27 protein-coding genes are annotated in these 24,475 nt (G+C 69.1%); 24 read left to right on the top strand and 3 right to left on the bottom strand.

What is annotated here, in order from left to right; all coding sequences use genetic code 11:
• Positions 1 to 292 precede the first annotated feature (292 nt).
• The 5 genes from DI276_RS03855 to DI276_RS03835 all read left to right on the top strand — a co-directional run bounded on the left by DI276_RS03855 (position 293) and on the right by DI276_RS03835 (position 5,189).
• Positions 293 to 1,321 carry a hypothetical protein gene (locus tag DI276_RS03855; RefSeq protein ID WP_112261881.1) on the top strand — a complete coding sequence of 343 codons (1,029 nt, stop codon included), beginning with the start codon at positions 293 to 295 and terminating at the stop codon, positions 1,319 to 1,321.
• A gap of 68 nt (positions 1,322 to 1,389) precedes the next feature.
• Complete coding sequence (locus DI276_RS03850; RefSeq protein ID WP_112261880.1) at positions 1,390 to 1,950, top strand: AAA family ATPase; 561 nt, start codon at positions 1,390 to 1,392, stop codon at positions 1,948 to 1,950.
• Positions 1,947 to 2,567, top strand: a complete 621-nt coding sequence (locus tag DI276_RS03845) for an HAD family hydrolase (protein ID WP_112261879.1) — start codon at positions 1,947 to 1,949, stop codon at positions 2,565 to 2,567. Before DI276_RS03850 ends, DI276_RS03845 begins: the two co-directional genes overlap by 4 nt.
• A 10-nt stretch (positions 2,568 to 2,577) precedes the next feature.
• Complete coding sequence (gene ffh / locus DI276_RS03840) at positions 2,578 to 4,131, top strand: signal recognition particle protein (RefSeq protein WP_112261878.1); 1,554 nt, start codon at positions 2,578 to 2,580, stop codon at positions 4,129 to 4,131.
• Positions 4,132 to 4,133: 2 nt separating this feature from the next.
• The gene (locus tag DI276_RS03835; RefSeq protein ID WP_112262195.1) at positions 4,134 to 5,189 is read left to right on the top strand and encodes an amidohydrolase family protein; all 1,056 of its coding nucleotides are present in this window, start codon (positions 4,134 to 4,136) and stop codon (positions 5,187 to 5,189) included.
• Here the strand turns inward: DI276_RS03835 and DI276_RS03830 are convergent.
• The gene (locus tag DI276_RS03830) at positions 5,186 to 5,653 is read right to left on the bottom strand and encodes a carboxymuconolactone decarboxylase family protein (protein ID WP_112261877.1); all 468 of its coding nucleotides are present in this window, start codon (positions 5,651 to 5,653) and stop codon (positions 5,186 to 5,188) included. The genes DI276_RS03835 and DI276_RS03830 overlap by 4 nt on opposite strands.
• Positions 5,654 to 5,767: 114 nt before the next feature.
• Between DI276_RS03830 and DI276_RS03825 the strand changes: the two genes are divergently transcribed.
• The 15 genes from DI276_RS03825 (at position 5,768) to dprA (ending at position 18,311) form a co-directional block, all read left to right on the top strand.
• Positions 5,768 to 6,643, top strand: a complete 876-nt coding sequence (locus tag DI276_RS03825) for an RNA polymerase sigma-70 factor (protein ID WP_112261876.1) — start codon at positions 5,768 to 5,770, stop codon at positions 6,641 to 6,643.
• A gap of 805 nt (positions 6,644 to 7,448) precedes the next feature.
• Positions 7,449 to 8,225, top strand: coding sequence for a type II CAAX endopeptidase family protein (locus tag DI276_RS03820; protein WP_112261875.1), 777 nt, complete (start codon positions 7,449 to 7,451; stop codon positions 8,223 to 8,225).
• The gene (locus DI276_RS03815; protein ID WP_112261874.1) at positions 8,225 to 8,956 is read left to right on the top strand and encodes a LamB/YcsF family protein; all 732 of its coding nucleotides are present in this window, start codon (positions 8,225 to 8,227) and stop codon (positions 8,954 to 8,956) included. The genes DI276_RS03820 and DI276_RS03815 overlap by 1 nt, the downstream gene beginning before the upstream one ends.
• A 124-nt stretch (positions 8,957 to 9,080) precedes the next feature.
• Complete coding sequence (rpsP, locus tag DI276_RS03810) at positions 9,081 to 9,521, top strand: 30S ribosomal protein S16 (protein WP_112261873.1); 441 nt, start codon at positions 9,081 to 9,083, stop codon at positions 9,519 to 9,521.
• Positions 9,518 to 9,757, top strand: a complete 240-nt coding sequence (locus DI276_RS03805) for an RNA-binding protein (RefSeq protein ID WP_030468017.1) — start codon at positions 9,518 to 9,520, stop codon at positions 9,755 to 9,757. Before rpsP ends, DI276_RS03805 begins: the two co-directional genes overlap by 4 nt.
• A 19-nt stretch (positions 9,758 to 9,776) precedes the next feature.
• Positions 9,777 to 10,292: a ribosome maturation factor RimM gene (rimM, locus tag DI276_RS03800; RefSeq protein ID WP_112261872.1), complete on the top strand. Its 516-nt coding sequence runs from the start codon at positions 9,777 to 9,779 to the stop codon at positions 10,290 to 10,292.
• Positions 10,282 to 11,028, top strand: a complete 747-nt coding sequence (trmD, locus tag DI276_RS03795) for a tRNA (guanosine(37)-N1)-methyltransferase TrmD (RefSeq protein ID WP_112261871.1) — start codon at positions 10,282 to 10,284, stop codon at positions 11,026 to 11,028. The genes rimM and trmD overlap by 11 nt, the downstream gene beginning before the upstream one ends.
• A 154-nt stretch (positions 11,029 to 11,182) precedes the next feature.
• Positions 11,183 to 11,542 (top strand): 50S ribosomal protein L19, encoded by a 360-nt coding sequence (rplS, locus tag DI276_RS03790; protein ID WP_112261870.1) that lies wholly within the window; start codon positions 11,183 to 11,185, stop codon positions 11,540 to 11,542.
• 3 nt (positions 11,543 to 11,545) lie between these two features.
• Positions 11,546 to 12,286 (top strand): signal peptidase I, encoded by a 741-nt coding sequence (lepB, locus tag DI276_RS03785; RefSeq protein ID WP_112261869.1) that lies wholly within the window; start codon positions 11,546 to 11,548, stop codon positions 12,284 to 12,286.
• Positions 12,287 to 12,290: 4 nt separating this feature from the next.
• Positions 12,291 to 13,154 (top strand): signal peptidase I, encoded by an 864-nt coding sequence (gene lepB / locus DI276_RS03780; protein ID WP_112261868.1) that lies wholly within the window; start codon positions 12,291 to 12,293, stop codon positions 13,152 to 13,154.
• Positions 13,151 to 13,942 (top strand): ribonuclease HII, encoded by a 792-nt coding sequence (locus DI276_RS03775; protein WP_112261867.1) that lies wholly within the window; start codon positions 13,151 to 13,153, stop codon positions 13,940 to 13,942. Before lepB (DI276_RS03780) ends, DI276_RS03775 begins: the two co-directional genes overlap by 4 nt.
• Positions 13,942 to 14,265 (top strand): DUF2469 domain-containing protein, encoded by a 324-nt coding sequence (locus DI276_RS03770; RefSeq protein ID WP_030468024.1) that lies wholly within the window; start codon positions 13,942 to 13,944, stop codon positions 14,263 to 14,265. Before DI276_RS03775 ends, DI276_RS03770 begins: the two co-directional genes overlap by 1 nt.
• A gap of 235 nt (positions 14,266 to 14,500) precedes the next feature.
• Entirely contained in the window at positions 14,501 to 14,875 is a 375-nt protein-coding gene (locus DI276_RS03765) for a YraN family protein (protein ID WP_232836433.1), read from the top strand.
• Position 14,876: 1 nt separating this feature from the next.
• Positions 14,877 to 16,400 carry a YifB family Mg chelatase-like AAA ATPase gene (locus DI276_RS03760; RefSeq protein ID WP_112261866.1) on the top strand — a complete coding sequence of 508 codons (1,524 nt, stop codon included), beginning with the start codon at positions 14,877 to 14,879 and terminating at the stop codon, positions 16,398 to 16,400.
• Between the two features lie 771 nt (positions 16,401 to 17,171).
• Entirely contained in the window at positions 17,172 to 18,311 is a 1,140-nt protein-coding gene (dprA, locus tag DI276_RS03755) for a DNA-processing protein DprA (protein ID WP_112262193.1), read from the top strand.
• On the opposite strand, the gene DI276_RS03750 is transcribed toward dprA, so the two are convergent.
• A complete protein-coding gene (locus DI276_RS03750) occupies positions 18,312 to 18,836 on the bottom strand; it encodes a hypothetical protein (protein WP_157984503.1) in 525 nt (174 codons plus the stop codon).
• Between the two features lie 157 nt (positions 18,837 to 18,993).
• On the opposite strand from DI276_RS03750, the gene DI276_RS03745 reads away from it, so the two are divergent.
• Entirely contained in the window at positions 18,994 to 19,971 is a 978-nt protein-coding gene (locus DI276_RS03745) for a tyrosine recombinase XerC (protein WP_112261864.1), read from the top strand.
• Positions 19,946 to 20,953: a FliA/WhiG family RNA polymerase sigma factor gene (locus tag DI276_RS03740; RefSeq protein WP_198680446.1), complete on the top strand. Its 1,008-nt coding sequence runs from the start codon at positions 19,946 to 19,948 to the stop codon at positions 20,951 to 20,953. The genes DI276_RS03745 and DI276_RS03740 overlap by 26 nt, the downstream gene beginning before the upstream one ends.
• Positions 20,954 to 21,846: 893 nt before the next feature.
• Here DI276_RS03740 and DI276_RS03735 read toward each other — a convergent pair.
• A complete protein-coding gene (locus DI276_RS03735; RefSeq protein ID WP_232836432.1) occupies positions 21,847 to 22,182 on the bottom strand; it encodes a M23 family metallopeptidase in 336 nt (111 codons plus the stop codon).
• Positions 22,183 to 22,688: 506 nt separating this feature from the next.
• Between DI276_RS03735 and rpsB the strand changes: the two genes are divergently transcribed.
• A complete protein-coding gene (gene rpsB / locus DI276_RS03730) occupies positions 22,689 to 23,510 on the top strand; it encodes a 30S ribosomal protein S2 (protein ID WP_112261862.1) in 822 nt (273 codons plus the stop codon).
• Between the two features lie 72 nt (positions 23,511 to 23,582).
• Positions 23,583 to 24,398: a translation elongation factor Ts gene (tsf, locus tag DI276_RS03725; protein WP_112261861.1), complete on the top strand. Its 816-nt coding sequence runs from the start codon at positions 23,583 to 23,585 to the stop codon at positions 24,396 to 24,398.
• The last annotated feature ends 77 nt before the right edge of the window (positions 24,399 to 24,475 follow it).

The raw sequence follows: 24,475 nt of genomic DNA, 5'->3' as shown, positions 1-24,475 counted from the left end.
GCTCTACGCACAACCACTCGGGGGTGCTCACGCTCCTTTGCAGTTCCGGCACCCGGCAGTCTTGTGGTGTCCGGAAAGCGTCCTCGAGGGGTGGACCACTTTCTGGACGGTGGACCCGGCCGGGGCAGGCCGGCGGTGGACGGTGGCGGTGCCGGGGGAGGCGCCGTGCACTCCGCCGCCGGACGCTCCGGCCGGTTTTCTCTTTGTTGACAACGAGACAGCTTCCTGGACAACGGCTGCGCGACCGGGGCAGGGTGGTGGGTAAGGGATTCGCGAAGCTGGGGGTTGCATCGTGAAGAACAAACTGTCATCTGTCCTGGTCGTGGCCGTTGCCGCGACCTTCCTGTCCGCTCCGTCCGCGCAGGCCGCCGTGGCCGTGGAGGATCTCGGCACATTGCCGGGTGATCTCCGCAGCGCCGCGCTGGACATCAACGAACTCGGCTCCGTCGCGGGGGTTTCGTACGGCACCGGTGTCTCGCAGCACGCGGTGCGATGGGACCGCAACGCGCCGATCAAGAAGTTGAACGACCTGGGCTTCGACTCGGGCACGTCTGCCATCAACAGGCACAGCACCGTTGTCGGCTACGTCATCGACTCGGCGAACGAGGCCCAGCCCGCCCGCTGGGACACCAGTGGCGCGCTCACCGTGCTGACGGTGCCAGGTGCGGTGCGCGGAGTTGCTTACGACATCAACGACTCCGGCTCCGTCGCCGGTACCGCCACGATCAACGGCGTCTCTCAGGCCGTCGTCTGGGACAGCGCCGGGGTGGCGACGGTGCTCGGGGCGGGCCAGGGCAGTCACATCACCAACACGGGCACCGTGATCGGCTACTCCGGTGACCAGCCGGCCCGCTGGACCGACGGCGGCGGCCTCTACGTCTACGACAACCCCGGCGCCTTGCTGCTCGGCCACAACCAGGCCGCTGACGCCGTGGGCACGTCCGGCGGCGAGGGCGTGCTCTGGCTAGGCCGCCGGCGCGCGACGCTGGGTCCGGACACGAGCCCGCGCGACATCTCCGACACAGGCTGGGCCGTGGGCGTCGCGAGCTCACGCGCGGTTCGCTGGGAGGCCTCGGAGTTCACGTCGGCTGAGTTCCTGGCCCCGGCTCCGTCAGCAGCCGCCGAGGTCAACGACGCGGGTGTGATCGGGGGCACCGTCGGCTCGTGGGCGGCGACCTGGAACGCGGCTGGTGCCCAGACGATGCTGCCGGTGCTGTCCGGCTCGAACCGTAGCCAGGTGACGGGCTTGTCGGAAAACGGCCAGGTCATCGGCGTCGCAGGTTTCGCCAACGGCACCTACCGGGCAGTCGTGTGGCGCTGAACCCTGTGCATTTCGTGATTAATCGGACCAAACTGAACGAGAGGGAAGGTCAACACGTCTTCTAGGACATGACCGCCGTGTTGAACACGAAGACCACCGCCGTCCGAGTGCAGCCCCGCTCACTCGTCGTCCTCGCCGGGATCCCCGGCGCGGGCAAGACGACGCTGCTCACCCGTCTGGACGCGGACGAGCCGGTCACCGTGCTCGACTCCGACCAGGTGCGCATGTGGCTCGAACCACGCGTGCCCCTGCCGTACAAGTACTGGCGCGTCTTCGTCCACCTCTCCCATCGGATGCGGGTGTTCTGGGCAGCGATCTTCTGCGCGGGCCTGCTGGTGGTGCACGAGCCGTCCACCCGTCCCGGAACGCGTTTCATGCTCGTGCTGGCCGGCCTGCTGTCGGGGCGTGCCCGCCACTTCCTGTGGCTGGACGCCTCGGCGGCCCAGGCCCTGGACGGCCAGATCGCCCGCCGCCGGGTGGTCCGGACTCACGCTTTCGAGCGACACGTCCGCCGCGGCTCGTCGATGCGCTCGCGCTTCGAGGCGGGCTGGGTGCCGTTCGGCTTCATGAGCGTGACACTGCTCACCCGTGCGGGAACCGCAGGTGGTCTGCGCATCATGGTGTCGTGATCAAGGCCGTCCTCTTCGACTTCGCAGGCACCCTGTTCGGGCGTCCCACCTACCGCTGGCTCTCGCCGCCGCACCTCTCCGTGCTGCGCGCGCCCGCACCGTTCGTGGCGCGCATGAACGCTGCCGAGCGCGCGGTGTGGGAGGCCCGTGATCTCACGCCGCTGGCCAACCGGTCGGCCTACTGGACCTTGTTCCGGCTGGCCGGGCTCACCATGCCGGACTCGCTCTTCCAGCGGCTGCACGATCCGGCGTTCTGGCTGCCCTACCCGGACGCTGCCGCCGCTCTGGGGGTGGTCAGGCCGTTGAAGGTCGGGGTGCTGAGCAACATCTCGTGGGACATCCGGTCGGTGTTCTCGCGGGAGTCGCTGACGGTGGACGCGTTCGCGCTGTCGTTCGAGATCGGCGTGTCGAAGCCGTCGGTTCGGGCGTTCGAGGCGGCCTGCGTTCGGCTGGACGTAGAGCCCTCGGAGTGCCTTTACGTCGGCGACGATCCCGTTGCGGACGGGGCCTCGGTCGCGGCCGGGCTGAAGTTCGCGCAGGTTCCGACGGCTCCGGTGGGGCGGCGGCCGCCGGTCCTCCTGGAGGCCTTGGCCCGCCACGGCATAGCGGTTGGCTAGTCTGGAGGGCGTGTTCTCCACGCTTTCCGACCGGCTGACCACGGTTCTCCAGAGCCTTCGCGGCAAGGGCCGGCTCAGCGACGCCGACATCGACGCGACCGCGCGCGAGATCAGGGTCGCCCTGCTCGAGGCCGACGTTGCGCTGCCCGTTGTGCGCAACTTCATCGGCAAGGTGAAGGAACGCGCCAAGGGTTCCGAGGTCCACCAGGCGCTGAACCCGGCGCAGCAGGTCGTGAAGATCGTCAACGAGGAGCTGGTCAACGTCCTCGGTGGCGAGACGCGCCGCCTGAACCTCGCGAAGAACCCGCCGTCGGTGATCATGCTGGCGGGTCTGCAGGGTGCCGGTAAGACGACGCTCGCCGGCAAGCTCGCGAAGTGGCTGAAGGGGCAGGGCCACACGCCGCTGCTCGTCGCGGCCGACCTGCAGCGCCCGAACGCGGTGACGCAGCTCCAGGTCGTCGGTGAGCGCGCGGGCGTACCCGTCTTCGCTCCCGAGCCGGGCAACGGCGTCGGCGACCCGGTCGCGGTGTCGCGCCGCGGCATCGAGGAAGCCAAGGCGAAGCAGCACGACATCGTCCTCGTCGACACGGCCGGCCGGCTGGGTGTCGACGAGGAGATGATGAAGCAGGCCATCGACATCCGGGCCGCGGTCAACCCGGACGAGGTCCTGTTCGTGGTCGACGCGATGGTCGGTCAGGACGCGGTCAACACGGCCACGGCGTTCCGCGACGGCGTCGGCTTCACCGGCGTGGTGCTGACCAAGCTCGACGGCGACGCCCGCGGTGGTGCCGCGCTGTCGGTCCGCGAGGTCACCGGCCAGCCGATCCTCTTCGCGTCCAACGGCGAGAAGCTCGAGGACTTCGACGTCTTCCACCCCGACCGGATGGCCTCGCGCATCCTCGGCATGGGTGACGTCCTCACGCTGATCGAGCAGGCCGAGCAGCACTTCGACCAGGAGCAGGCCGAGAAGGCGGCGCAGAAGCTGCACACCGGCCAGCTCACGCTCGAGGACTTCCTGGAGCAGATGCTCGCCATCCGCAAGATGGGCCCGATCGCGAACCTGCTCGGCATGCTCCCCGGTGCCGGTCAGATGAAGGACCAGCTCGCGATGCTGGACGAGAAGCACCTCGACCGCATCCAGGCGATCATCCGCGGCATGACCCCGGCGGAGCGCGACGACCCCAAGATGATCAACGCCTCCCGCCGGCTGCGCATCGCGAACGGCTCGGGCGTCAAGGTCAGCGACGTCAACGACCTGGTCAACCGCTTCTTCGAGGCCCGCAAGATGATGGCGTCGATGGCCGGCCGGATGGGCTTCGGCGGCGGTGGCGGCGGTCGTGGCAAGAAGGGCAAGAAGGGGAAGAAGGGCAAGGGCGGACGCGGCCCGACGCCCCCGAAGATCAAGGGCGGCTTCCCGGGGATGTTCCCCGGTGGCATGCCAGGCGGCATGCCCGGCATGCCTCCCGGCGGTGGCCTGCCGAACCTCGGTGGTGGCATGAACGAGCTGCCGCCCGGCTTCGACCCGTCGAAGTTCAAGTTCGACGGCGACGACAAGAAGAAGTGACCATGCACCTGCGCGGCGTCGTCCTCCCCGACGGCGAACCGCGAGACCTGTGGGTCGTCAACGGCCGTGTGCGCACCCAGCCGGTGCCGGGCGCGACGACTGTGGTCGACGGCGGGTTCCTGGTGCCGGGCCTGGTCGACGCGCACTGCCACGTCGGCCTGGGCCCGCAGGGTGGCGTTGAGCTGCCCGAAGCCGTTGAGCAGGCGGTCACGGACCGCGACGCGGGCACGTTGCTGATCCGCGACTGCGGCTCACCGATCGACACGACGCCGTTGCAGGAGCGCCTCGACCTGCCGCGGATCATCCGGTCGGGCCGCCACCTCGCCCGCCCGAAGCGCTACCTCCCGCACATCGGCGTGGAGATCGAGTCGGATCTCCCGTCCGCCGTGGCCGAGCAGGCCGCGTACGGCGACGGCTGGGTGAAGCTCGTCGGCGACTGGATCGACCGCGGCGTGGGCGATCTCGCTCCACTGTGGACGGACGCAGAGCTGACGGACGCGATCAAGGTCGCGCACGACGCCGGTGCCCGCGTGACGGCCCACGTGTTCGGCGAGGACGCGTTGCCCGGCCTGATCAACGCCGGCATCGACTGCATCGAGCACGGCACGGGCCTCACCGACGACACGATCTCGCTGATGGCCGCCAACGGCACCGCGCTGGTGCCCACGTTGATCAACATCGAGACGTTCCCCGGCATCGCGGACCGGGCGAGCAAGTACCCCGCGTACGCCGACCACATGCGCTCGTTGCACGCCCGCGTTTCGACCACCGTGGCGTCGGCGATCGAGGCGGGCGTGCCGGTCTACGCGGGCACCGACGCGGGCGGCGGCATCCAGCACGGCCGCATCGTCGACGAGATCGTTGCGCTGCACCGCGTGGGCATGAGCGCTGTCGACGCCATCGGTGCCGCGTCGTGGAACGCCCGCTCCTGGCTGGGTTTCCCGTCTCTGGTGGAAGGCGCGGCCGCGGACGTCGTGGTCTACGACGAGGACCCTCGCCTTGACCTCGACGTCCTGCGGTCGCCGCGCATGATCATGCTCAGGGGCAGGATTCTTTAGCTCTCGAAGTGGGCCATCGCGCCCACCTGGTACGCCCCGCCCTTCTGCTGCGTGATCACGGCCATCCGGTTGGCCGCGTTGATGAGCCCGACCAGGCACACCAGCGCGGCGGTCTGCTCGTCGTCGAAGTGCTTGGTCAGGGCCGTCCAGGTGTCGTCGCTGACGCTCACGTTCTCGGTGCCCTCCTCGGCGAACGCCAGTGCGGCCTGCTCGGCCTCGGTGAACACGGTGGTCTCCCGCCACCCGGCCACCAGGTGCAGCCGCATCGGGTCCTCACCGGCCGCGACCGCCTCCTTGACGTGCATGTCGAGGCAGAAGCCGCAGCCGTTGAGCTGACTGGCCCGCAGGCTGACCAGCTCGATCACGGTCTTCGGCAACGTCGACTGGTGGAGCACGGTGCTGAGCCCGGCGAACCGCTTGGCGAGCATGGTGCCGGTTTCGGTGCCGAACAGGTTGAGACGCATGTTCTTGCTCCCTCGTGGTGTGGCTTGAACGACCACGAGATGCCGGACTTCTGGATTTTGTGACTGTGACTCAGCCCACTGTCACAAACCGCGGCCGGCTGGTGTCTTGTGACCATGGATGCCGCAACCGACTCGTTCGTCAGCCACCGCAACCTGCTCTTCACGATCGCCTACGAGATGCTCGGCTCCGCCGCCGACGCCGAGGACGTGCTGCAGGAGACGTGGCTGAAGTGGGCGGGCGTCGACCTGGGCATCGTCGAGAACCACCGCGCCTACCTGGTCCGCATCGTCACCCGCCAGGCCCTGACGCGGCTGCGGACCTTGGGCCGCCGCAAGGAGTCCTACGTCGGCTCGTGGCTCCCCGAACCGCTGCTGACCACTCCCGATGTCGCCGAGGACGTCGAACTGGCCGACAGCGTCTCGATGGCGATGATGCTGGTCCTGGAAACCCTGACCCCGACCGAACGCGCTGTCTTCGTGCTGCGCGAGGTCTTCGACCTGGACTACGACGAGATCGCCCTCGCCGTCGACAAAACCCCGGCCGCCGTCCGCCAGGTCGCCCACCGAGCCCGCTCTCACGTGGCCGCCCGCCGCCCGCGCGGTGTGGTCTCCCAGGACGAGACCCGCGACGCCCTGGCCGCGTTCAAACGCGCCACCGAGACCGGCGACCTGCAGCAACTCCTGGACCTGCTGGCCCCGGACGTCGTGTTCCTCGGCGACGGCGGCGGAGTGAAGCAGGCCGTGCCGCGCCCGGTGGTGGGGGCGGACAAGGTCGCCCGCCTGCTCATCGGCGGCCTGACCAAGTTCACCGGCTGGACGATGGAGCCGTGGCGCGCAAACGGGCACCCGGCGTTGATCGTCAGGTACAACGGCGAGCTGGACACCGTGATCGCGCTGCGCATCGACAACGGGCTGATCAGCGGTCTCTACGCGGTGCGCAACCCGGCGAAGCTCTCGCACATGGAACGGGAGACGGCCCTGCGCCGCTGAGGTTCCGGCGCGCGCCGTGTGGTGTTTGCGCGCGCACGGCTGTCCGCAGCGTCTCGCCGCCGCACGCGAGGGGTGGCGACGGTCTTGCCTGTGTGGGTCTGGCGGGCCGTGCGGCTTCTGCGCGCACGGCCGTCCACAGCAACTCGCTGCCGCATGCAACGGTCTTGCCTGTGCGGTTCCGTCGCGCCGTGCGGCTCCTGTGCGCGCACGAGCCCCGCCCGCAGCAGCTCGCCGCCGCACGCGACGCGCCGCAACGGTCTTGCCCGTGCGGGTTCGGCGGGCTGTCTGGTGCCGCGCGCACCTGTGCTGCCCACACATCTCGCCGCCCCACACGACGTGCCGCAACCGTCTCGCCTCTGAGCTCCCGGCGCGCCGTGCGGCTTCTGCGCGCGCACGAGCCCCACCAGCAACGTCTCGCCACCGGACGTTCCGACGAGCCGTGTCGTCCCCACGCCCGCAAGCCCGCCCTCGGCACCCAACCTGCACCAATGGCCCCGCGCCACCGAGGTTTACCCCACCCCTCGCGCGCCGATCCGTTCACCGGAAGAAGGGACATCCACCCGGCCCCGATCTGACCATCTTTTGGCCAGATGCTTGGCCGGGATTCCGTCGGTGCAGCAGGCTAACCTCGGACTCGGGGCGGCTGATCGCGGTCCCCACTCCACTCGTATCGCGAGGCCCCGGTCGAGCATCGGTGCTTCAAAAGCCGTCGATCGCGAGGTGAGCCGATCTTGAGTGCACCACAGACAACACCGCCGTGCGCTGTGCATCTGCAGGTACGCGCGGCGTGACTAGATTGCAGAGCGTGAGTGAGCCGGAGTCCCCGAAGCCGAGCCGAGGCTTCATCGAGAGCGTGCGGGACATCAGCCGCAACCCGGAGCCGGAGCGGGTCGGCCAGCGCTGGGGATTCGGCGCCTTCATCCTGGTCGAGGCCGTCTTCATCCTGAGCGCCGTCTTCATCACGGCGGTGGGCAAGAGCCTCGGCGCGAACCTCGAGAACTCGACCGCGCTGGTGCTGATCGGCTCACTCGTGCCGATCATGCTCGCCGCCGGCCTCGCCATCGCGATCACGTACGTGAGAGGCAACGGTCCGGTGATCGACCTGCGCCTCAGCCTGACCAAGGAGGACATCGCCACCGGTCTCAAGATCGGCGTCGGCGGGCTCGTCCTCACCCTGGCCGCGGCCAACCTCTGGGCCAGCATCGTCGGCGCGGAGAACGCCACGAGCGCGGTGGGCGAGCTGTTCACCGACGCGAACCTGCCGCTCTCGGCCGCCATCACGATGTTCCTCTACATGAGCTTCATCGGGCCGATCTGCGAGGAGATCATCTTCCGCGGCCTGCTCTGGGGCGCCGTCGAACGCCAGGGCTGGAGCAGGTGGGCCGCGTTCGTGCTCACCACCGTGATCTTCGCGGTCAGCCACCTCGAACCCCACCGCACGTGGTTGCTGCTCGTGATCGCCATCCCGATCGGCATCGCGCGCCTCATCACACGACGCCTCGGGGCGAGCATCGTGGTGCACGTGATGAACAACTTCCTCCCCGGCCTCACGCTCCTCCTCGTCTCCGTGGGGGTCATCTGATGGACCTCAACAGCGACCTCGGCGAGGGCTTCGGCATTTGGAAGCTCGGCGACGACACAGCGCTCCTGGGGATCATCACCAGCGCGAACGTCGCGTGCGGCTTCCACGCCGGCGACCCGTCGACCATGCGCAAGGTGTGCGAACAAGCCGCGCAGAACGGCGTCAAGATCGGCGCGCAGGTGAGCTACCGCGACCTCGCGGGGTTCGGGCGCAGGTTCATCGACGCCGACCCGATCGAGCTCGCCGACGAGGTCCTGTACCAAATCGGCGCGCTCGACGCGTGCGCACGAGCAGCAGGCACCGAAGTCGTCTACGTGAAGCCGCACGGCGCCCTTTACAACGCGACGGTGCACCACGAAAAGCAGGCAGAAGCCGTGGTCAACGGCACCAAGGCGTTCAAGGACCTCCCGATCCTCGGCCTGCCCGGCTCCCAGCTGCTCAAGAAGGCGACGCAGAACGGCCTCAGGCCGGTCCAGGAAGCGTTCGCCGACCGCGGCTACACCCCGCAGGGCACGCTGGTCCCGCGCAGCGAGCCGAATGCCCTGCTCACGAACACCGCGCAGATCATCGAGCGCGCGACCAGACTGCTCGAGGGAGAACTCGTCGCGGTCGACGGCACGATCATCAAAACCCAGGCGGAGTCGCTGTGCGTGCACGGCGACACGCCGGGCGCGGTCGAGCACGCGCGAGCCGTGAAAGACGCCCTCAAGACCGTCAAGGCGTTCGTCTAGCGACCCGATTCGGATCCACCAGCCCCCATCTGGCAGAATTGCCGGTTGTCCGCCGCGGTCGGCCCCTCTGCCCGGGCCGCGGCTGTGCGAACCACCAACACAGAGTTCAAGGAGTACCAGGCCCGTGGCCGTCAAGATCAAGCTTCAGCGTCTCGGCAAGATCCGTCAGCCGTACTACCGCATCGTGGTCGCCGACGCGCGCACCCGTCGCGACGGCAAGGCGATCGAGACGATCGGCAAGTACCACCCGAAGGAAGAGCCGTCGTTCATCGCGGTCGACTCCGAGCGCGCGCAGTACTGGCTGGGTGTCGGCGCGCAGCCGACCGAGTCGGTGCAGCGTCTCCTCGAGATCACCGGTGACTGGCAGAAGTTCAAGGGCCTGCCTGGCGCCGAGGGCACCCTCAAGGTCAAGGAGCCGAAGGCTTCCAAGGCCGACCTGTTCGCCGCCGCTCTGGCCGCCGCGAACGAGGAGCCGATGACCGAGGCCACCACGCCGAAGGCGAAGAAGGCCAAGAAGGCCGACGAGGCCCCCAAGGCTGACGAGGCCACCAAGGACGAGGCGTGAGTTTGTTGGCTGACGCCCTCGAACACCTCGTTCGCGGCATCGTCGACCACCCGGACGACGTCCGGGTGAACCTCGTCACGACCCGCCGCGGCCGCACCCTCGAGGTCCACGTCCACCCGGACGACCTCGGCAAGGTGATCGGTCGTGGCGGTCGCACCGCGACGGCTCTGCGCACCGTGATGGCCGGTATCGGCGGTCGTGGTGTGCGGGTCGACGTCGTCGACACCGACCGCTGAGAACGAGCTTTCAGGGCAAATGGACGTAGTTGTCGGCCGTGTGGCCAAGGCGCACGGGATCACCGGCGAACTCGCCGTTGACGTGCGCACTGACTCTCCCGAGATGCGATTCGCGATCGGGGCGACGATGCAGGCCAAGCTGCGCGACGGCACGTCTCGAAGCCTCACTGTGTCAGCCGCCCGGCCTCATGCCGGGCGGCTGCTCGTGCGTTTCGAAGAAGTCGTGACGCGCGACGTCGCGGAGTCGTTGCGCGGCACGTTGTTGCTGGGCAGCACCGACGACCTGCCGCCGAACGAAGACCCCGACGAGTTCTACGACCACGAGCTCGAAGGGCTCACGGCCGAACTCGTCGACGGCACGAAGATCGGCACTGTCAAGGAGATCGTGCACGGTCCCGGTGGCGAGCTGCTCGTCGTCATCCGCGACAGCGGCGAGGCGCTGATCCCGTTCGTGCGCGAGATCGTGCCGACCGTGGACGTCCGCGGCGGCCGTGTCGTGATCGACCCGCCAGAGGGTCTGCTCGATGCAGATTGACGTCGTCACGATCTTCCCCGAGTACCTGGCGCCGCTGCGTGCCGCGTTGCTCGGGAAGGCGATCGACAAGGGCCTGATCAGCGTCGGTGTCCACGACCTGCGGGACTGGACCCAGGACGTGCACAAGGCCGTCGACGACAGCCCGTACGGCGGCGGGCCCGGCATGGTCATGAAGCCGGACATCTGGGGCCAGGCGCTCGACGACGTGTGCACGGACTCCACCCGCCTCATCGTGCCGACGCCGGCTGGACGTCCGTTCACTCAGGCGCTCGCGCACGAGTACGCGAGCGAGTCGCACCTTGTGTTCGCGTGCGGTCGCTACGAGGGCATTGACCAGCGTGTTGTCGATGACGCCGCACGGCGCGTGCGCGTCGATGAGGTGTCAATCGGCGACTACGTGCTGGTCGGTGGCGAGGTGGCCGTGCTCGCGATCGTGGAAGCGGTCGCTCGGCTGCTGCCCGGCGTGCTCGGCAACCCGAAGTCGCACGCCGAGGACTCGTTCCAGGACGGCCTGCTCGAAGGCCCGAGCTACACGCGGCCGGAGGTGTGGCGCGAGCTCGCCGTGCCGGACGTGCTGCGCTCCGGCAACCACAAGCTGATCAACCGCTGGCGGCGTGACCAATCGCTCGTCAGGACCTTCCAAAGGCGTCCTGACCTGCTGGAATCGTTGCCGGAGGATGCGTTCGACAAGCACGACCGCGCCCTGCTCGCACGCCTGCGCGAGAGCGAGCAGTAGCCCGATTTTTCGTACAGCGGGGCTGCATGGCAAACTAGAACGGTTGCCGCAGCCGGTTGTCATATCGGCGTGCGCTCCAAGCCGACCCCCATCATGTCGTGCACAGCCATGGAACATGCTCTGGGGAGTTCACAGACACACGTGAGGACCACCGATGAACATCCTGGACGCACTCGACGCCCAGTCGCTGCGCTCTGACATCCCGGCTTTCCGCGCGGGTGACACGCTGAAGGTCCACGTCCGCGTCATCGAGGGCTCGCGCGAGCGCGTCCAGGTGTTCCAGGGCGTCGTGATCCGTCGCCAGGGCGGCGGCATCCGCGAGACCTTCACCGTCCGCAAGGTCTCCTTCGGCGTCGGTGTCGAGCGCACCTTCCCGGTGCACTCGCCGAACATCTCCGAGATCGAGGTCGTCACCCGCGGTGACGTGCGTCGCGCCAAGCTGTACTACCTGCGCGACCTGCGCGGCAAGGCCGCCAAGATCAAGGAGAAGCGCGAGGCCAAGCCGGTCTCCTGATCGGTGGCTTCGAGCCCAGAAGACTTCGAGGACGCCTCCGCACCGGACGAACCGGAGCGGGGGCGTACTCCTGTCTGGAGAGAAGTTCTCTACGTCGTCGTGACGGCCGTCGTGCTGACGGTGCTGATCCAGGCGTTCGTGGCGCGGGTCTACGTGATCCCCTCGGCGTCGATGGAGCGCACGCTGCACGGCTGCACGGGCTGTGAGAACGACCGGGTGGTGGTCGACAAGGTCACCTACCGCTTCAGCGACGTCGAGGCGGGCGAGGTGGTCGTGTTCCGCGGCCCCGAGGCGTGGACTTCGAACGAGTTCCGCGTGGCGTCGTCCACGAACCCCGTTGCGCGCGTTGTGCAGAACATCGGTTCGTTGCTGGGCATCGCGCCCGCGAACGAGCGCGACTTCGTCAAGCGCGTCGTCGCGCTGCCCGGCCAGACGGTGATGTGCTGCGATGAGCAACACCGTCTTGTCGTGGACGGCAAACCGCTCGATGAGCCGTACATCTACTGGCAGCCCGGCACTTCACCGGCGAACCACGAGCCGTTCGCTCCCGTGCGCGTCCCTGAAGGGCGTTTGTTCGTCATGGGGGACAACCGGATGAACTCCACGGACTCCCGCAAACAGGGCGGTGGGGGCGTGGCGGGCACGATCCCGATCGAGAACGTCATCGGGAAGGCGCGCTACATCATTTTCCCGAGAGATCGGTGGAGTGTTGTGTCCGATCACAACCCTCAGCCCCTAGGCTGATCTCGTGGTTGACGTCGATCCAGAGCAGAACCCGTCCAGCGACGAGCCGACTTCGGACGCTTCGGAGAAACGTTCGAAGAAGAAGAAAAAGGGCAACTTCTGGAAGGAACTGCCGGTCCTCATCCTGGTCGCGTTCGGCCTCGCGATCGGCATCCAGATCTTCCTCGGCCGCGTCTACATGATCCCGTCGGAGTCCATGGAGGCGACGCTGCACGGGTGCACCGACTGCTACGGCGATCGGGTGCTGGTGGACAAGGTGACCTACCGCTTCACCGAGCCGTCGCCGGGTGACGTGGTCGTGTTCCGCGGGCCGCCGTCGTGGCAGAACGACTTCGTGACCGACGAGCCGGGCAACCCGATCTCGCAAGGCCTTTCGTGGCTCGGGTCGCTGATCGGTCTGCCGTCGGCGAACGAGGAGGACTTCGTCAAACGCGTGATCGCCGTCGGCGGGCAGACCGTGAAGTGCTGCGACGAGCAGAACCGCGTGACGGTGGACGGCAAGCCGCTGGACGAGCCGTACAAGCACTTCGACGCGGGCACGCCGGCCGAGCAGGAGTCGTTCGAGGAGCTCAAGATCCCGGACGGGATGCTGTTCGTCCTCGGCGACAACCGCAACCACTCGTGCGACTCGCGCTGCCAGGGCCAGGGCGGGGTCAACGGGCTGGTGCCGGTGGACAACGTGATCGGCAAGGCGCGCGTGATCGTGCTGCCTCCGTCGAGGTGGGGCGGGGTGACGGACCACAACCCGCAGACCGTCGCGATGGGTGCGCCGGGATGGCAGCAGAGCGTTCCGATGGGCGTGGGTATCGTCGCTGCGTGGCCGCTTCTGCTGCTCGGACGTCGAGTGCGAGACCGATTCCGCCGATGACCATGCTGTTGCCGCCCCGCGCGGTCGTGCGGGGCTCGTCGGGGAACTGGGCGTTGCAGGGCACGCTGGAGCGGCGTGGTCTGGGGCCGGTCGCCGGCGTCGACGAGGCGGGACGGGGACCGTGTGCCGGGCCGTTGGTGATCGCGGCGTGCGTGCTTCGGCCGGGTGACGCGGCGCGGTTCGAAGGGCTGAACGACTCGAAGCTGATGACCGCTTCGGCCCGCGACCGGATGTACGACCTGGTGCTGAAGCGTGCCGTGGATCACTCCGTGATCGTCGTGTCGCCTGCGGAGATCGACTGGCTGGGTATCCACGTCATGAACCTCGAGGGCATGCGGCGCGCGGTTGCGCAGATGGCGACGCATCCTGGGTACGTGCTGACAGACGGTTTCAAGGTGCCGGGGATGCCCGCGCCGAGCGTCGCGGTGATCAAGGGCGACCAGGCGGCGGCGTGCGTCGCGGCGGCATCTGTGCTGGCCAAGGTCACGCGAGACCGGATCATGGCCGATCTGCACGAGCGTTATCCCCAGTACGGCTTCAACGAGCACAAGGGCTACTGCACGCCGGATCACACGGCGGCGTTGATGGAGCACGGCCCGTGTGCGGAGCATCGCTGGTCGTATGTAAATGTGGCAGCGGCGGCTACGAAGCACGGACTCGCCGCGCCGCACAGGGTGGCGCGCGGCACGGCCACGACCGCCGTGGTCCAGAATGAGGCAGCCCCGGTTGACGCCGGGGAGCTCGCGACGAGGGAGGGCGCGGAGCAGATGACCCGCGCGGAGGCGTAATGAGTGCAGAGGATCTCGAGAAGTACGAGACCGAGATGGAGTTGTCGCTGTACAAGGAGTACCGCGACATCGTCAGCCAGTTCTCGTTCGTCGTGGAGACCGAACGGCGTTTCTACCTGGCCAACTCGGTGGACGTGCAGGTGCGCAACGCCGACGGCGAGGTGTACTTCGAGGTGCGCATGTCGGACGCGTGGGTGTGGGACATGTACCGCCCCGCACGGTTCGTCAAGAACGTTCGTGTCATCACGTTCAAGGACGTGAACGTGGAGGAGCTGGACAAGCCCGACCTGCGCCTGCCGGAAAGCGGGCCGTTCCCCACGTAGTGCTTCGATCGTGGGTGGTTTCCGGTGCTCAGGCGCCGGAAACCACCCACGATCTGCGCTTTCAGCTCCGGACGCCCGCCCTAGCACACCCCACCGACATTTCCGCCGTTTCAACATCGACAACGGCCGACTTGTCCACAGCCGCCGAGTTGTCCACAGATTCCCCTCAGCCCGGCCACCCACCCCTCCCCACCCTGCAAGGTCGTACCCAACGACCCGCAGGGAGGCGAGAACAGTGGTGGTACAGGCACTGGTCGAGACCAGGCAGCAGGAGCTGGGCCGTCAGGGCGAGGACCTGGCGTGCGGGTACCTGGAGGGGCAGGGTCTCGTCGTCCTGTCCCGCAACTGGACGTGCCGCGACGGTGAGCTCGACGTCGTGGCCGTGGAGGGCGACCGCCTGGTCGTCTGCGAGGTCAAGACCCGGTCCGGCCCGGTCTGGGGTCGCCCGGACGAGGCGGTCGACCAGCACAAGCTCTCCCGCCTGCGCCGAACAGCCCTGCGCTGGCTCGCCGCGCACGGCGTCGGCTGGTGCCAGGTCCGGGTAGACCTGATCTCGGTCACCTGGCCGCCAGGCGGCGATCCGCAGCTGCAACACCTGCGGGGAGCCTGAGATGGGCCTGGCGCAGGCGTGGTCCGTCGCCCTCTACGGCGTCGACGGCCTGGCGGTCGAGATCGAGGCCGACGTGGGCGTGGGCCAGCCCCGCACCCACCTGCTCGGCCTCCCCGACGCCTCCTTGCACGAGTCGAAGGAGCGCGTCAAAGCCGCCGTCCGCAACAGCCACGAGGAGTGGCCGAAGCAGCGCATCGTGCTGGGCCTCTCCCCGGCCAACCTGCCCAAGGGCGGCAGCAGCTACGACCTCGCCATAGCCTGCGCCACCCTGGCCGCAGCCGGCTCCGTCCCGCCCGACCGCCTGTCCAGCACGGTCCTGCTGGGCGAACTGGCGCTGGACGGCCGAGTCCGCCCGGTCCGCGGCGTCCTGCCCGCTCTGCTGGCCGCCCGCCGAGCAGGCCTGCTCACTGCGATCGTCCCGGTGGACGCCCTGCCGGAAGCAGCCCTGGTCGACGGCCTGGAAGTCCACGGCGCGCTGACCCTCGCCGAGGTCCTGGCCTGGCTCCGCGCCGAGGACGTGACCCTGCAACCCCTGCCTCCCCAGTCCGAGCCCTCAGCGTCCCCAGCCGTGCCAGACCTGGCCGACGTGGTGGGCCAACCAGAAGCCCGCTGGGCCCTGGAGGTGGCGGCAGCAGGTGCCCACCACCTGCTCCTGACGGGCCCGCCCGGTACCGGCAAGACCATGCTGGCCGAACGCCTGCCGGGCCTGCTGCCACCCCTGACCCGCGAAGACGCCCTGGCGGTCACCGCGGTCCACTCGGTGGCAGGCCTGCTCTCGTCCGACTGCCCGCTGGTGGCCACCCCACCGTTCGTGGACGTCCACCACACGACGTCGATAGCCGCCCTGATCGGCGGCGGCAGCGGCATGGCCAAACCGGGCGCCGCCTCCCGCGCCCACAAGGGCGTGCTCTTCCTGGACGAGGCGTGCGAGTTCGGCCAGAAAACCATCGACACCCTCCGCACCGCCCTGGAGTCGGGCGAAGTCCGCATCCCGCGCCGCGACGGCATAGCCCGCTACCCGGCCCGCTTCCAGCTGATCCTCGCCACCAACCCCTGCCCGTGCGCCCCGCCGAAAGAAATCGACTGCATCTGCACCACCACAGTCCGCCGCCGCTACCAGGCCCGCCTCTCCGGCCCGCTGCTGGACCGCGTAGACCTCCGCGTCCGAATGAGAGCCACCACAGCCATGACCAACGCCGACGCCACCCCACCCGAACCCACCGCCATCGTCCGCGAACGAGTCCTCAAAGCCAGATCCCGAGCCGCCACCCGCTGGTCCGCCAACGGCCACACCTGGCCCACCAACGCCCAAGTCCCAGGCCCGGCCCTACGCCGCGAGTTCGCCCTGCCGCGCACCTCCACCACCCTGCTGGACCGAGCCCTCGCCACCGGCGCCCTGACGGGCCGAGGCGCCGACCGCTGCCTACGCGTCGCCTGGACCCTCGCCGACCTGGCCGAATCCGACCGCCCAACCGCCGACCACGTAGCAGCAGCCCTCCAATTCCGAGAACGCCGCTCAACCTGACCGCCCCCAGCCCGAGCCATCGCCAAACGGCCGCGGGACCAACCGCGCCCGCCCAAACCCGCACCACGCGAACGGCCACCCCGGCCGCCAAAGCCGCCAGGCGTGGAGCCCACCCCCTCTCCACGCCTGGCCCCACCAACACCCAACAACCACCAGCCCGCGCCCCCGGCACCCCCCAAGCAGCCGGTCGCGCAGCAATCGAGCCCCTGCTCCGCGACCGGCCCTGGTCGAGCGGGCCGCCCGCACACCCCCAGCGGGCGTCCCGCTCCTCCAACAACCCCAGATCACTTGGCTCGCCCGAGACCCAAGCCGGCTCCCAACCCAGGCTCGCGCCCGCCGACGAACACCCCCAAGCAGCCGGTCGCGGAGCACCCAAGCCCCGACTCCGCGACCGGCCCTGGTCGAGCGGGACGCCCTCAAACCCCCAGCGTGCGTCCCGCTCGACCCACCACCCGCGCACCAAACGCCCACCCGCATCGGCGAATCCGTTCCAGCCACCCAAAGCCGCCGGGCACGGAGCCCCACTCCCACTCCGCGCCCGGCACCCAGACGGCCCAGCGCAGGCGGGCTACCCGCTGTCCGCGCACAACTCCCGAACAGGAGCCCGACCATGACCCCACTTCTCGCGCCAGCTGCCTCCTCCGCGGCGTCCGCCGTGCCCGCGCTTCTCCAGCTGCCGTCCACAGTCCGGAGGCGATCGTCAGGTGCCAGCCCGCCGGGTCCCTGGCGTCCGGATCCCTGGTACCGGTGGCTGCCTTGGTGGTGGTTCCGGTGACCACTCCATCCACCGATGCCATCCGCCTGGCCAGGGCCTACCTGTCCCGCGTGGCCGAGCCGTATCCGGCGGCGCTGGCCGCGCTCGTTGCCGAGGTCGGTCCGGTCGAGGCCGCGGCGATGGTGCGTGCTGGTGAGGTCTCGCCGTCCGTTGCCAGTCAGACGTCGGCCCGCAGAACTGAGGAGCGGGTCTGCGAAGACCTTGAGCTCATTGGGAAGCGCGGTGGGCGGCTGCTCATTCCGGAGGACGACGAGTGGCCGCGGTGGCCCTTTGTGGCGCTTGGGGGTCCGGCGGCGCAGCGGTGTGGGGGTGAGCCGTTGGCGTTGTGGGTGCGCGGGCCGCACGACCTTGCGGAGGCCACGGACAAGGCCGTGGCGGTTGTCGGGTCGCGTGCTGCCAGTGGGTATGGCGAGCACGTGGCCGGCGAGTTCGCTTACGGGTTGGCTGAGGCGGGCGTGACGGTTGTGTCCGGGGCTGCGTACGGGATTGACGGTGCGGCTCATCGGGGTGCGCTTGGTGCCGGCGGGCTGACGGTTGCGGTGTTGGCGTGCGGGGTGGACTTCGCTTATCCCGCTGGGCATCAGGGGTTGCTCGGGAAGATCGCGCGGGAAGGGCTGATCGTCAGCGAGTACGCGCCTGGGGTTTCGCCTGCGCGGCATCGGTTTCTCATGCGGAACCGGCTCATTGCGGCGTTGGGTGGCGGCACTGTGGTGGTCGAGGCCGGGCGGCGCAGTGGGGCCAAGAACACGGCTGCGATCACGTTGGCGTTGGGGCGGCCGTTGATGGTGGTGCCTGGGCCCGTCACGTCGGCGAGTTCGGTGGGGTGTCACGAGTTGTTGCGGGACGGGCAGGCGGTTTCGGTCAGTTCGGTGGCCGAGATCGTGGAGTCGGTGGGGCGGTTCGGCGACGACCTCGCCACCGAGCCCGCCGAGAAGGACAGCGACCTCGGGGCGCCGCACGGGGAGGCCATGCGGGTGTACGAGGCCCTGGGGAAGCGGTGCGGGGTCAGTGACGAGGTGGTGTCGGTCGAGTCCGGAGTGCCGTTGGAACGGGTTCGGGCGTTGTTGCCCGAACTGGAGCTTGCTGGGCTGGCGCTGCAGGGTGACGGCGGCTGGCAGAAGGTGGAGGTGCGCTGATCAGCTCTGGGGTTCGCCGGGCTCGCGGCCTGGGGCGTGGTTGTTGTCGCGCAGTACGAGGGCGGCGACGACGGCGTCGGCCAGCGCTTCGGCCCTCTGCTGCTTCATGCCCAGGGAGAGGGCGCGTTCCAGGGCGATCTGGCGCACTTCGGCCAGTTGTGTGGTGGTGAGCGGTGTGGACGGCAGTTCGAGTGGCTCGTCGCGCTTGCCGCGGACCTTGCGCCACGCCTTGCGCACGGCGTTGCTGGTGCCGTCGCGCACGGCCTTGCCGAGGCTGTCGGAGACCGCGGTGATCACGCTGCCGGACACGAGGGCGATCACGGGCGTCGCCATCGCCACGATGTCGCCCAGGCCGAAGCCCAGCGGGTCGTCGTGGGCGCTGCGCAGCCGGCGTTCGGCCTGCTCGGGGTTCTCCAGGTAGGGAGCGGCGACGAGGTCGAACGAGGACAGCTCCTCAGGAGCGATCTTCCGCACGACCCGGCGGGCTAGCTCATCGGCTGTTCGGACGGTGGTGCTGGCTACCATCGCTACTCCGAAAGGTGATCTGTACGTGCCACCAAACCCCTGGTCGTCACAGGGAGTTGAAACGTTATCGCGTTCGCGATCATGAGAGCGCTCTCAACTGGCGCGAGGGTGTGGCGATACTTGACCAAACGCCCCGACTGGCGCAGCGTCTTGGCCTATGTCCCCGCCGCCGCATGGTCGGACACGCCGTGTCGATCTCGTTCGCCTGCGCGAAAAGCTGCCGGCGTCGGTCGCGGACGTGTTGCGGCAGTACGAGCGGCACCTGACGTTGGAGCGCGATCTGTCGCCGCACACCGTGCGCGCGTACATCGGTGATTCTGTGGCGTTGCTTGGACATGTCGCTGGGAATAGTCCTGAACAGGCCGACATCGGCCGCATTGACCTGACGAGCTTGCGGTCATGGCTTGCCGCGCAACGCACGGCAGGCGCGAGCCGCACCACGCTCGCGCGCCGGGCTGCTGCTGCGCGCACGTTCACCGCGTGGGCGCATCGCGCTGGCCATCTGGCCGCAGATCCCGGGCCTCGCCTTGCTGCTCCACGGCCGCACCGGACGTTGCCGTCCGTGTTGCGCGCGGACCAGGCGAAGGACGCGATGACCGCCGTATCCTCTGGCGCTTCCGAAGGCGATCCGGTTGCGCTGCGTGATCAGGCCGTGGTGGAGTTGCTGTACGCCACAGGTATCCGCGTGGCCGAACTCTGTGGTCTTGATCTCGACGACGTGGACTACTCCCTAAGGGTGATTCGAGTTCTGGGCAAAGGTGGACGCGAGCGCAGCACGCCGTTCGGCGTGCCGGCGGAGCGAGCGCTGCGGCGGTGGCTGGACGAGGGCCGAAACGCCCTGGTAGCACCGGATTCGCCGCCCGCGTTGTTCCTCGGTGCCCGCGGCGGCCGGCTGAACCAGCGGGCCGTTCGCACTCTGGTGCACGAGGTGGTCGCCGTGGTACCGGATGCGCCGGACATCGGGCCGCACGGGTTGCGCCACTCCGCTGCGACCCATTTGCTGGAAGGAGGAGCGGACCTGCGCACCGTCCAAGAACTGCTTGGTCACGCTACGCTCGCAACGACTCAGCTTTACACACACGTCACTGTCGAACGGCTGAAGGCGATCCATGACCGAACCCACCCCCGTTCCTGACGCCGCAGGGGGAGGATCGCGTACGGCGACCGTGCCCCCTGAACCCGTCGTGCCCGCACCAGTTTCGAAGCAGGCGAGCAACGGGCACCGTCAGAACGGCGCGCCGCACACGGAGGCGAGCACCGGGGCGACCGCGGAGCCCGGTGCGGACACGCATGTCAACGGCACGCCCACAGCCGTTCCGACTGCCGTGACGCGCGCGGACGCCAGGTCTGGTGACGACGTCGAGGCCGGCATCGTCGCGCTGTGGCGCAGCTACGGCGAGTCGCACGACCAGGGCCAGCGCGATCGCCTGGTGCTGCACTACGCGCCGCTGGTCAAGTACGTCGCGGGCCGGGTCGGCACCGGCCTGCCCGCCCACGTGGACGTGGCCGACCTGATCCAGTCCGGCATCTTCGGCCTGGTCGACGCGATCGAGAAGTTCGAGCCGGAACGCGGCCTCAAGTTCGAGACCTACGCCATGCAGCGCATCCGCGGCGCGATCCTCGACGACCTGCGCTCCCAGGACTGGGTGCCGCGCTCGGTCCGCAGCCGGGCCCGCGACGTCGAGCGCGCCCTCGAACGCCTCGGCGCCAAGCTGCAGCGCACGCCCACCGACCGCGAGCTCGCCGCAGAGCTCAAGATCGGCCTGGCCGAGCTGCGGGAGCTGTACGGCCAGCTCCAGCTCACCAGCGTCGTCGCCCTGGACGAGCTGATCGCCCCGAACAAGGGCGGCTCCTCCCTCGCCGAGTCGCTGCCGGACGACGCCGCGGAAGACCCGGTGGCGTCGCTCGTCGACCAGGACAGCCGCCGTCAGCTGGCCGACGCCATAGCGCAGCTGGCCGAGCGCGACCGCGTGGTCGTGACCCTCTACTACTTCGAGAACCTGACCCTCGCCGAGATCGGCAAGGTCCTCGGCGTGACCGAGTCCAGGGTCTGCCAGCTGCACACCCGTGCCGTCCTGCGCCTGCGCACCAAGCTCAACGAGCAGTCCGAGGCCTGACCGCACCTTCTTCCTCACCCGCAACCCGGCCGTAGCCGGGCTGCCACCCGCTCGTACCGTCACGCCGCCGCACGTCGGGATCGCTCCGCGCGGACGCGTTCAGAAGCCGTACGAGCCTCACGAACATCGCTTCAAACCTCTTTCCGCCCCTTGCCAGGGCTAATTCACTCGAACGGGTGGGTGTTGGAGTAGCTCCAAGCACGCCGCGTACCCGTCACAGCCAGTGCACGAGCCGGTCGGTCCGGCTTCGAACGCGGGTCATGGCAGGGCAGGGACGAGGGAGCGGGTTGAGCTGCGGATCTGCGTGTCGGCCAGGTGGGCCGGGAGGCGGGCGCGTGTGGACCGCCTCCCGGCGCCTGTCGGGCGCGTGCGGCGTGCAACGGGGTCGCGCCGCTGATCGACCGCCTGGGGGTGCGGCGGGATAGCGCCCGATCGGGCCGCTGCGGGCGGGGCAGCATCGCCGGGCAGCGGAGGTCGAGCTTCAGGCCGCCTGCGTTGCGGACGTGTGCGTTGGACAGGTGGGTCGGGAGGCATGCGCGTGTGGACCGCCTCCCGGCGCCTGTCGGGCGCGTGCGGCGTGCAACGGGGTCGCGCCGCTGATCGACCGCCCGGGGTGCGGCGGGAAAGCGCTCGATCGGGCACGCTGCGGGCGGGGGCAGTATCGCTGTGCAGCGGAGGCTTCGGGCTTTAGCCGCCTGCGTTGCGGATCTGCGTGTCGGCCAGGTGGGCCGGGAGGCGGGTGCGCGTGGACCGCCTCCCGGCGCCTGTCGGGCGCGTGCGGCGTGCAACGGGGTCGCGCCGCTGATCGACCGCCTGGGGGTGCGGCGGGATGGCGCCCGATCGGGCCGCTGCTGGCGGGGGCAGCATCGCCGGGCAGCGGAGGTTGCGGAGCCCTAGCCGCCTCGCGATGGCGTTGCGGGGTTCAGCGGGAGCAGGCGGATGCGGCCCGACGCCACCAGCCGCAGCGGGTCGAGGTATTCGGTGCCGCGGCGGACGCCCCAGTGCAGGCACGGTGAGGGGCAGTGGCCCTCCTGGAGGTGGCCGATCACCTCGCCTCGGCGCACCGGGCGACCAGCGGAGACGGCTGGCGCGATCGGTTCGTAGGTCGTGCGCAGGCCGCCGCGATGTTCCAGCGACACGAGGGTCCGGGCCGCGACTGCCCCCGCGTAGACGACCACGCCGTCGCCTGCTGCCAGGACCGGGGAACCGGCGGGTGCTGACAGGTCCACGCCTCGGTGACCTGGCCCGAAAGGTGACGAAGGGGCCTGGAACGCGCGCACCACCGGGTGGGGTGGCGGCAGCGGCCAGGAGAAGCGGGCTGGGGAGGGGGCCAGGAGGGTCGTGAGCACCAGGGCGGTGGGGAGGAGGGGCATGGGTCAACAGTCGGCCAGGGGGGTGGTGGGGACCAGCGGGTATCGGGGAACTGTGGATTACTCGCGGGTTGTGGATAACTCGCCGAGGGGGCCAGGGGGCGATTCGAAGTTTGTCGGGGGTGGGGAGTAGACTTTTGGGCGCGTCCCGTGTGTTCGCGGGACGACTTCGCGTGCCAACGCAGATCCGACCAGCTGGTCCCAGCCGGGTCGAGTCACGACGTCCGACGGTCCTGACGGTGGAGCAGCAGCTCCTCGGCAGGTGCGGGCGGCGGCATCGGCACCAGGGCCCCGAGCCACCCGGCTCGGAGCGTCAACCGAACGACGCCCACCAAAGCGTCCTACAGATGAGGTGCGAACCGGCCATGGCCGTCGTAACCATGAAGCAGCTGCTCGACAGCGGCGTGCACTTCGGGCACCAGACCCGGCGCTGGAACCCGAAGATGAAGCGCTACATCTTCACCGAGCGCAACGGCATCTACATCATCGACCTGCAGCAGACGCTGACCTACATCGACCGGGCTTTCGAGTTCGTCAAGGAGACGGTCGCGCACGGCGGGTCGATCCTGTTCATCGGCACCAAGAAGCAGGCGCAGGAGGCCATCGCCAACGAGGCGCTCCGCGTCGGCATGCCCTACGTGAACCAGCGCTGGCTGGGCGGCATGCTCACCAACTTCTCGACGGTCCACAAGAGGCTTCAGCGGCTCAAGGAGCTGGAGTCGATGGAGCAGACCGGCGGCTTCCAGGGTTTCACCAAGAAGGAAATCCTGATGATGAACCGCGAGAAGGACAAGCTGGAGCGCACGCTCGGCGGTATCCGCGACATGTCCAAGGTGCCCAGCGCCGTGTGGATCGTGGACACCAAGAAGGAGCACATCGCGGTCGGTGAGGCTCGCAAGCTGAACATCCCGATCGTGGCGATCCTCGACACGAACTGCGACCCGGACGAGGTCGACTACCCGATTCCGGGCAACGACGACGCGATCCGTTCCGCCGCCCTGCTGACCAAGGTCGTGGCCGAGGCCGCCGCCGCCGGTCTCATGCAGCGCTCCGGTGCCCGCCGCGACGCCGCCGAGGGCCAGGACAAGCCCGAGGTCGCCGCTGACGAGCCGCTGGCGGAGTGGGAGCAGGAGCTCCTGACCAACACCACGGCCGAGGCCCCGGCCGAGCAGCCCGTCCAGTCCTGATTTCCCCCACGCGGCGCCCGCACACCAGCGGGCGCCGCGTGACTCAAGCGCGTACATCGCAGAAGGAAAACGATGGCGAACTACACCACCGCGGACGTCAAGAAGCTCCGCGAGCTGACCGCCGCCGGCATGATGGACTGCAAGAAGGCGCTGGACGAGGCTGACGGCGACTTCGACAAGGCCGTCGAGATCCTGCGCATCAAGGGCGCCAAGGACGTCGGCAAGCGCGCCGAGCGCACCACGTCCAACGGCCTGGTCGCCGTCAAGGACGGCGCGATGGTCGAGCTGCGCTGCGAGACGGACTTCGTGGCCAAGAACGCCGACTTCATCGCCCTCGCGGACGAGATCGTCGCGATCGCCAAGGCCAACAAGGTCGCCGACGTCGACGCCCTCAAGGCCGTCGAGGTCGACGGCAAGTCGGTCGACGCGCTGGTCCAGGAGTTCTCCGCCAAGATCGGCGAGAAGCTCGAGCTGGCCAAGGCCGTCGACTTCGACGGCACCGTCTCGGTCTACCTGCACAAGCGTGCCGCCGACCTGCCGCCGGCCGTCGGCGTGCTGGTCGAGTACACCGGTGACAACGCCGAGGTCGCCAAGGGTGCCGCGATGCAGATCGCCGCGATGCGCCCGAAGTTCGTCACCCGTGACGAGGTTCCCGAGGAGCTCGTCGCCAACGAGCGCCGCATCGCCGAGGAGACCGCTCGCGAGGAGGGCAAGCCGGAAGGCGCGCTGCCCAAGATCGTCGAGGGTCGCGTCAACGGCTTCTTCAAGGACGTCGTGCTCCTCGAGCAGGCTTCCGTGACGGACAGCAAGAAGACGGTCAAGGCTCTTCTGGACGAGGCCGGCGTGACGGTCACCCGTTTCGCTCGGTTCGAGGTCGGCCAGAGCTGATTCGCATGAGGGCGGGGTTGCAGGTACCAGCGACCCCGCCCTTGGTGTGTCCGCAGAATTCCTTAAAGGAGAGGACC

The sequence above is a fragment of the Lentzea terrae genome (genome assembly GCF_003265345.1).
Taxonomy (GTDB): Bacteria; Actinomycetota; Actinomycetes; order Mycobacteriales; family Pseudonocardiaceae; genus Lentzea; species Lentzea terrae.
This window is presented reverse-complemented; position numbering and strand designations above follow the sequence as displayed.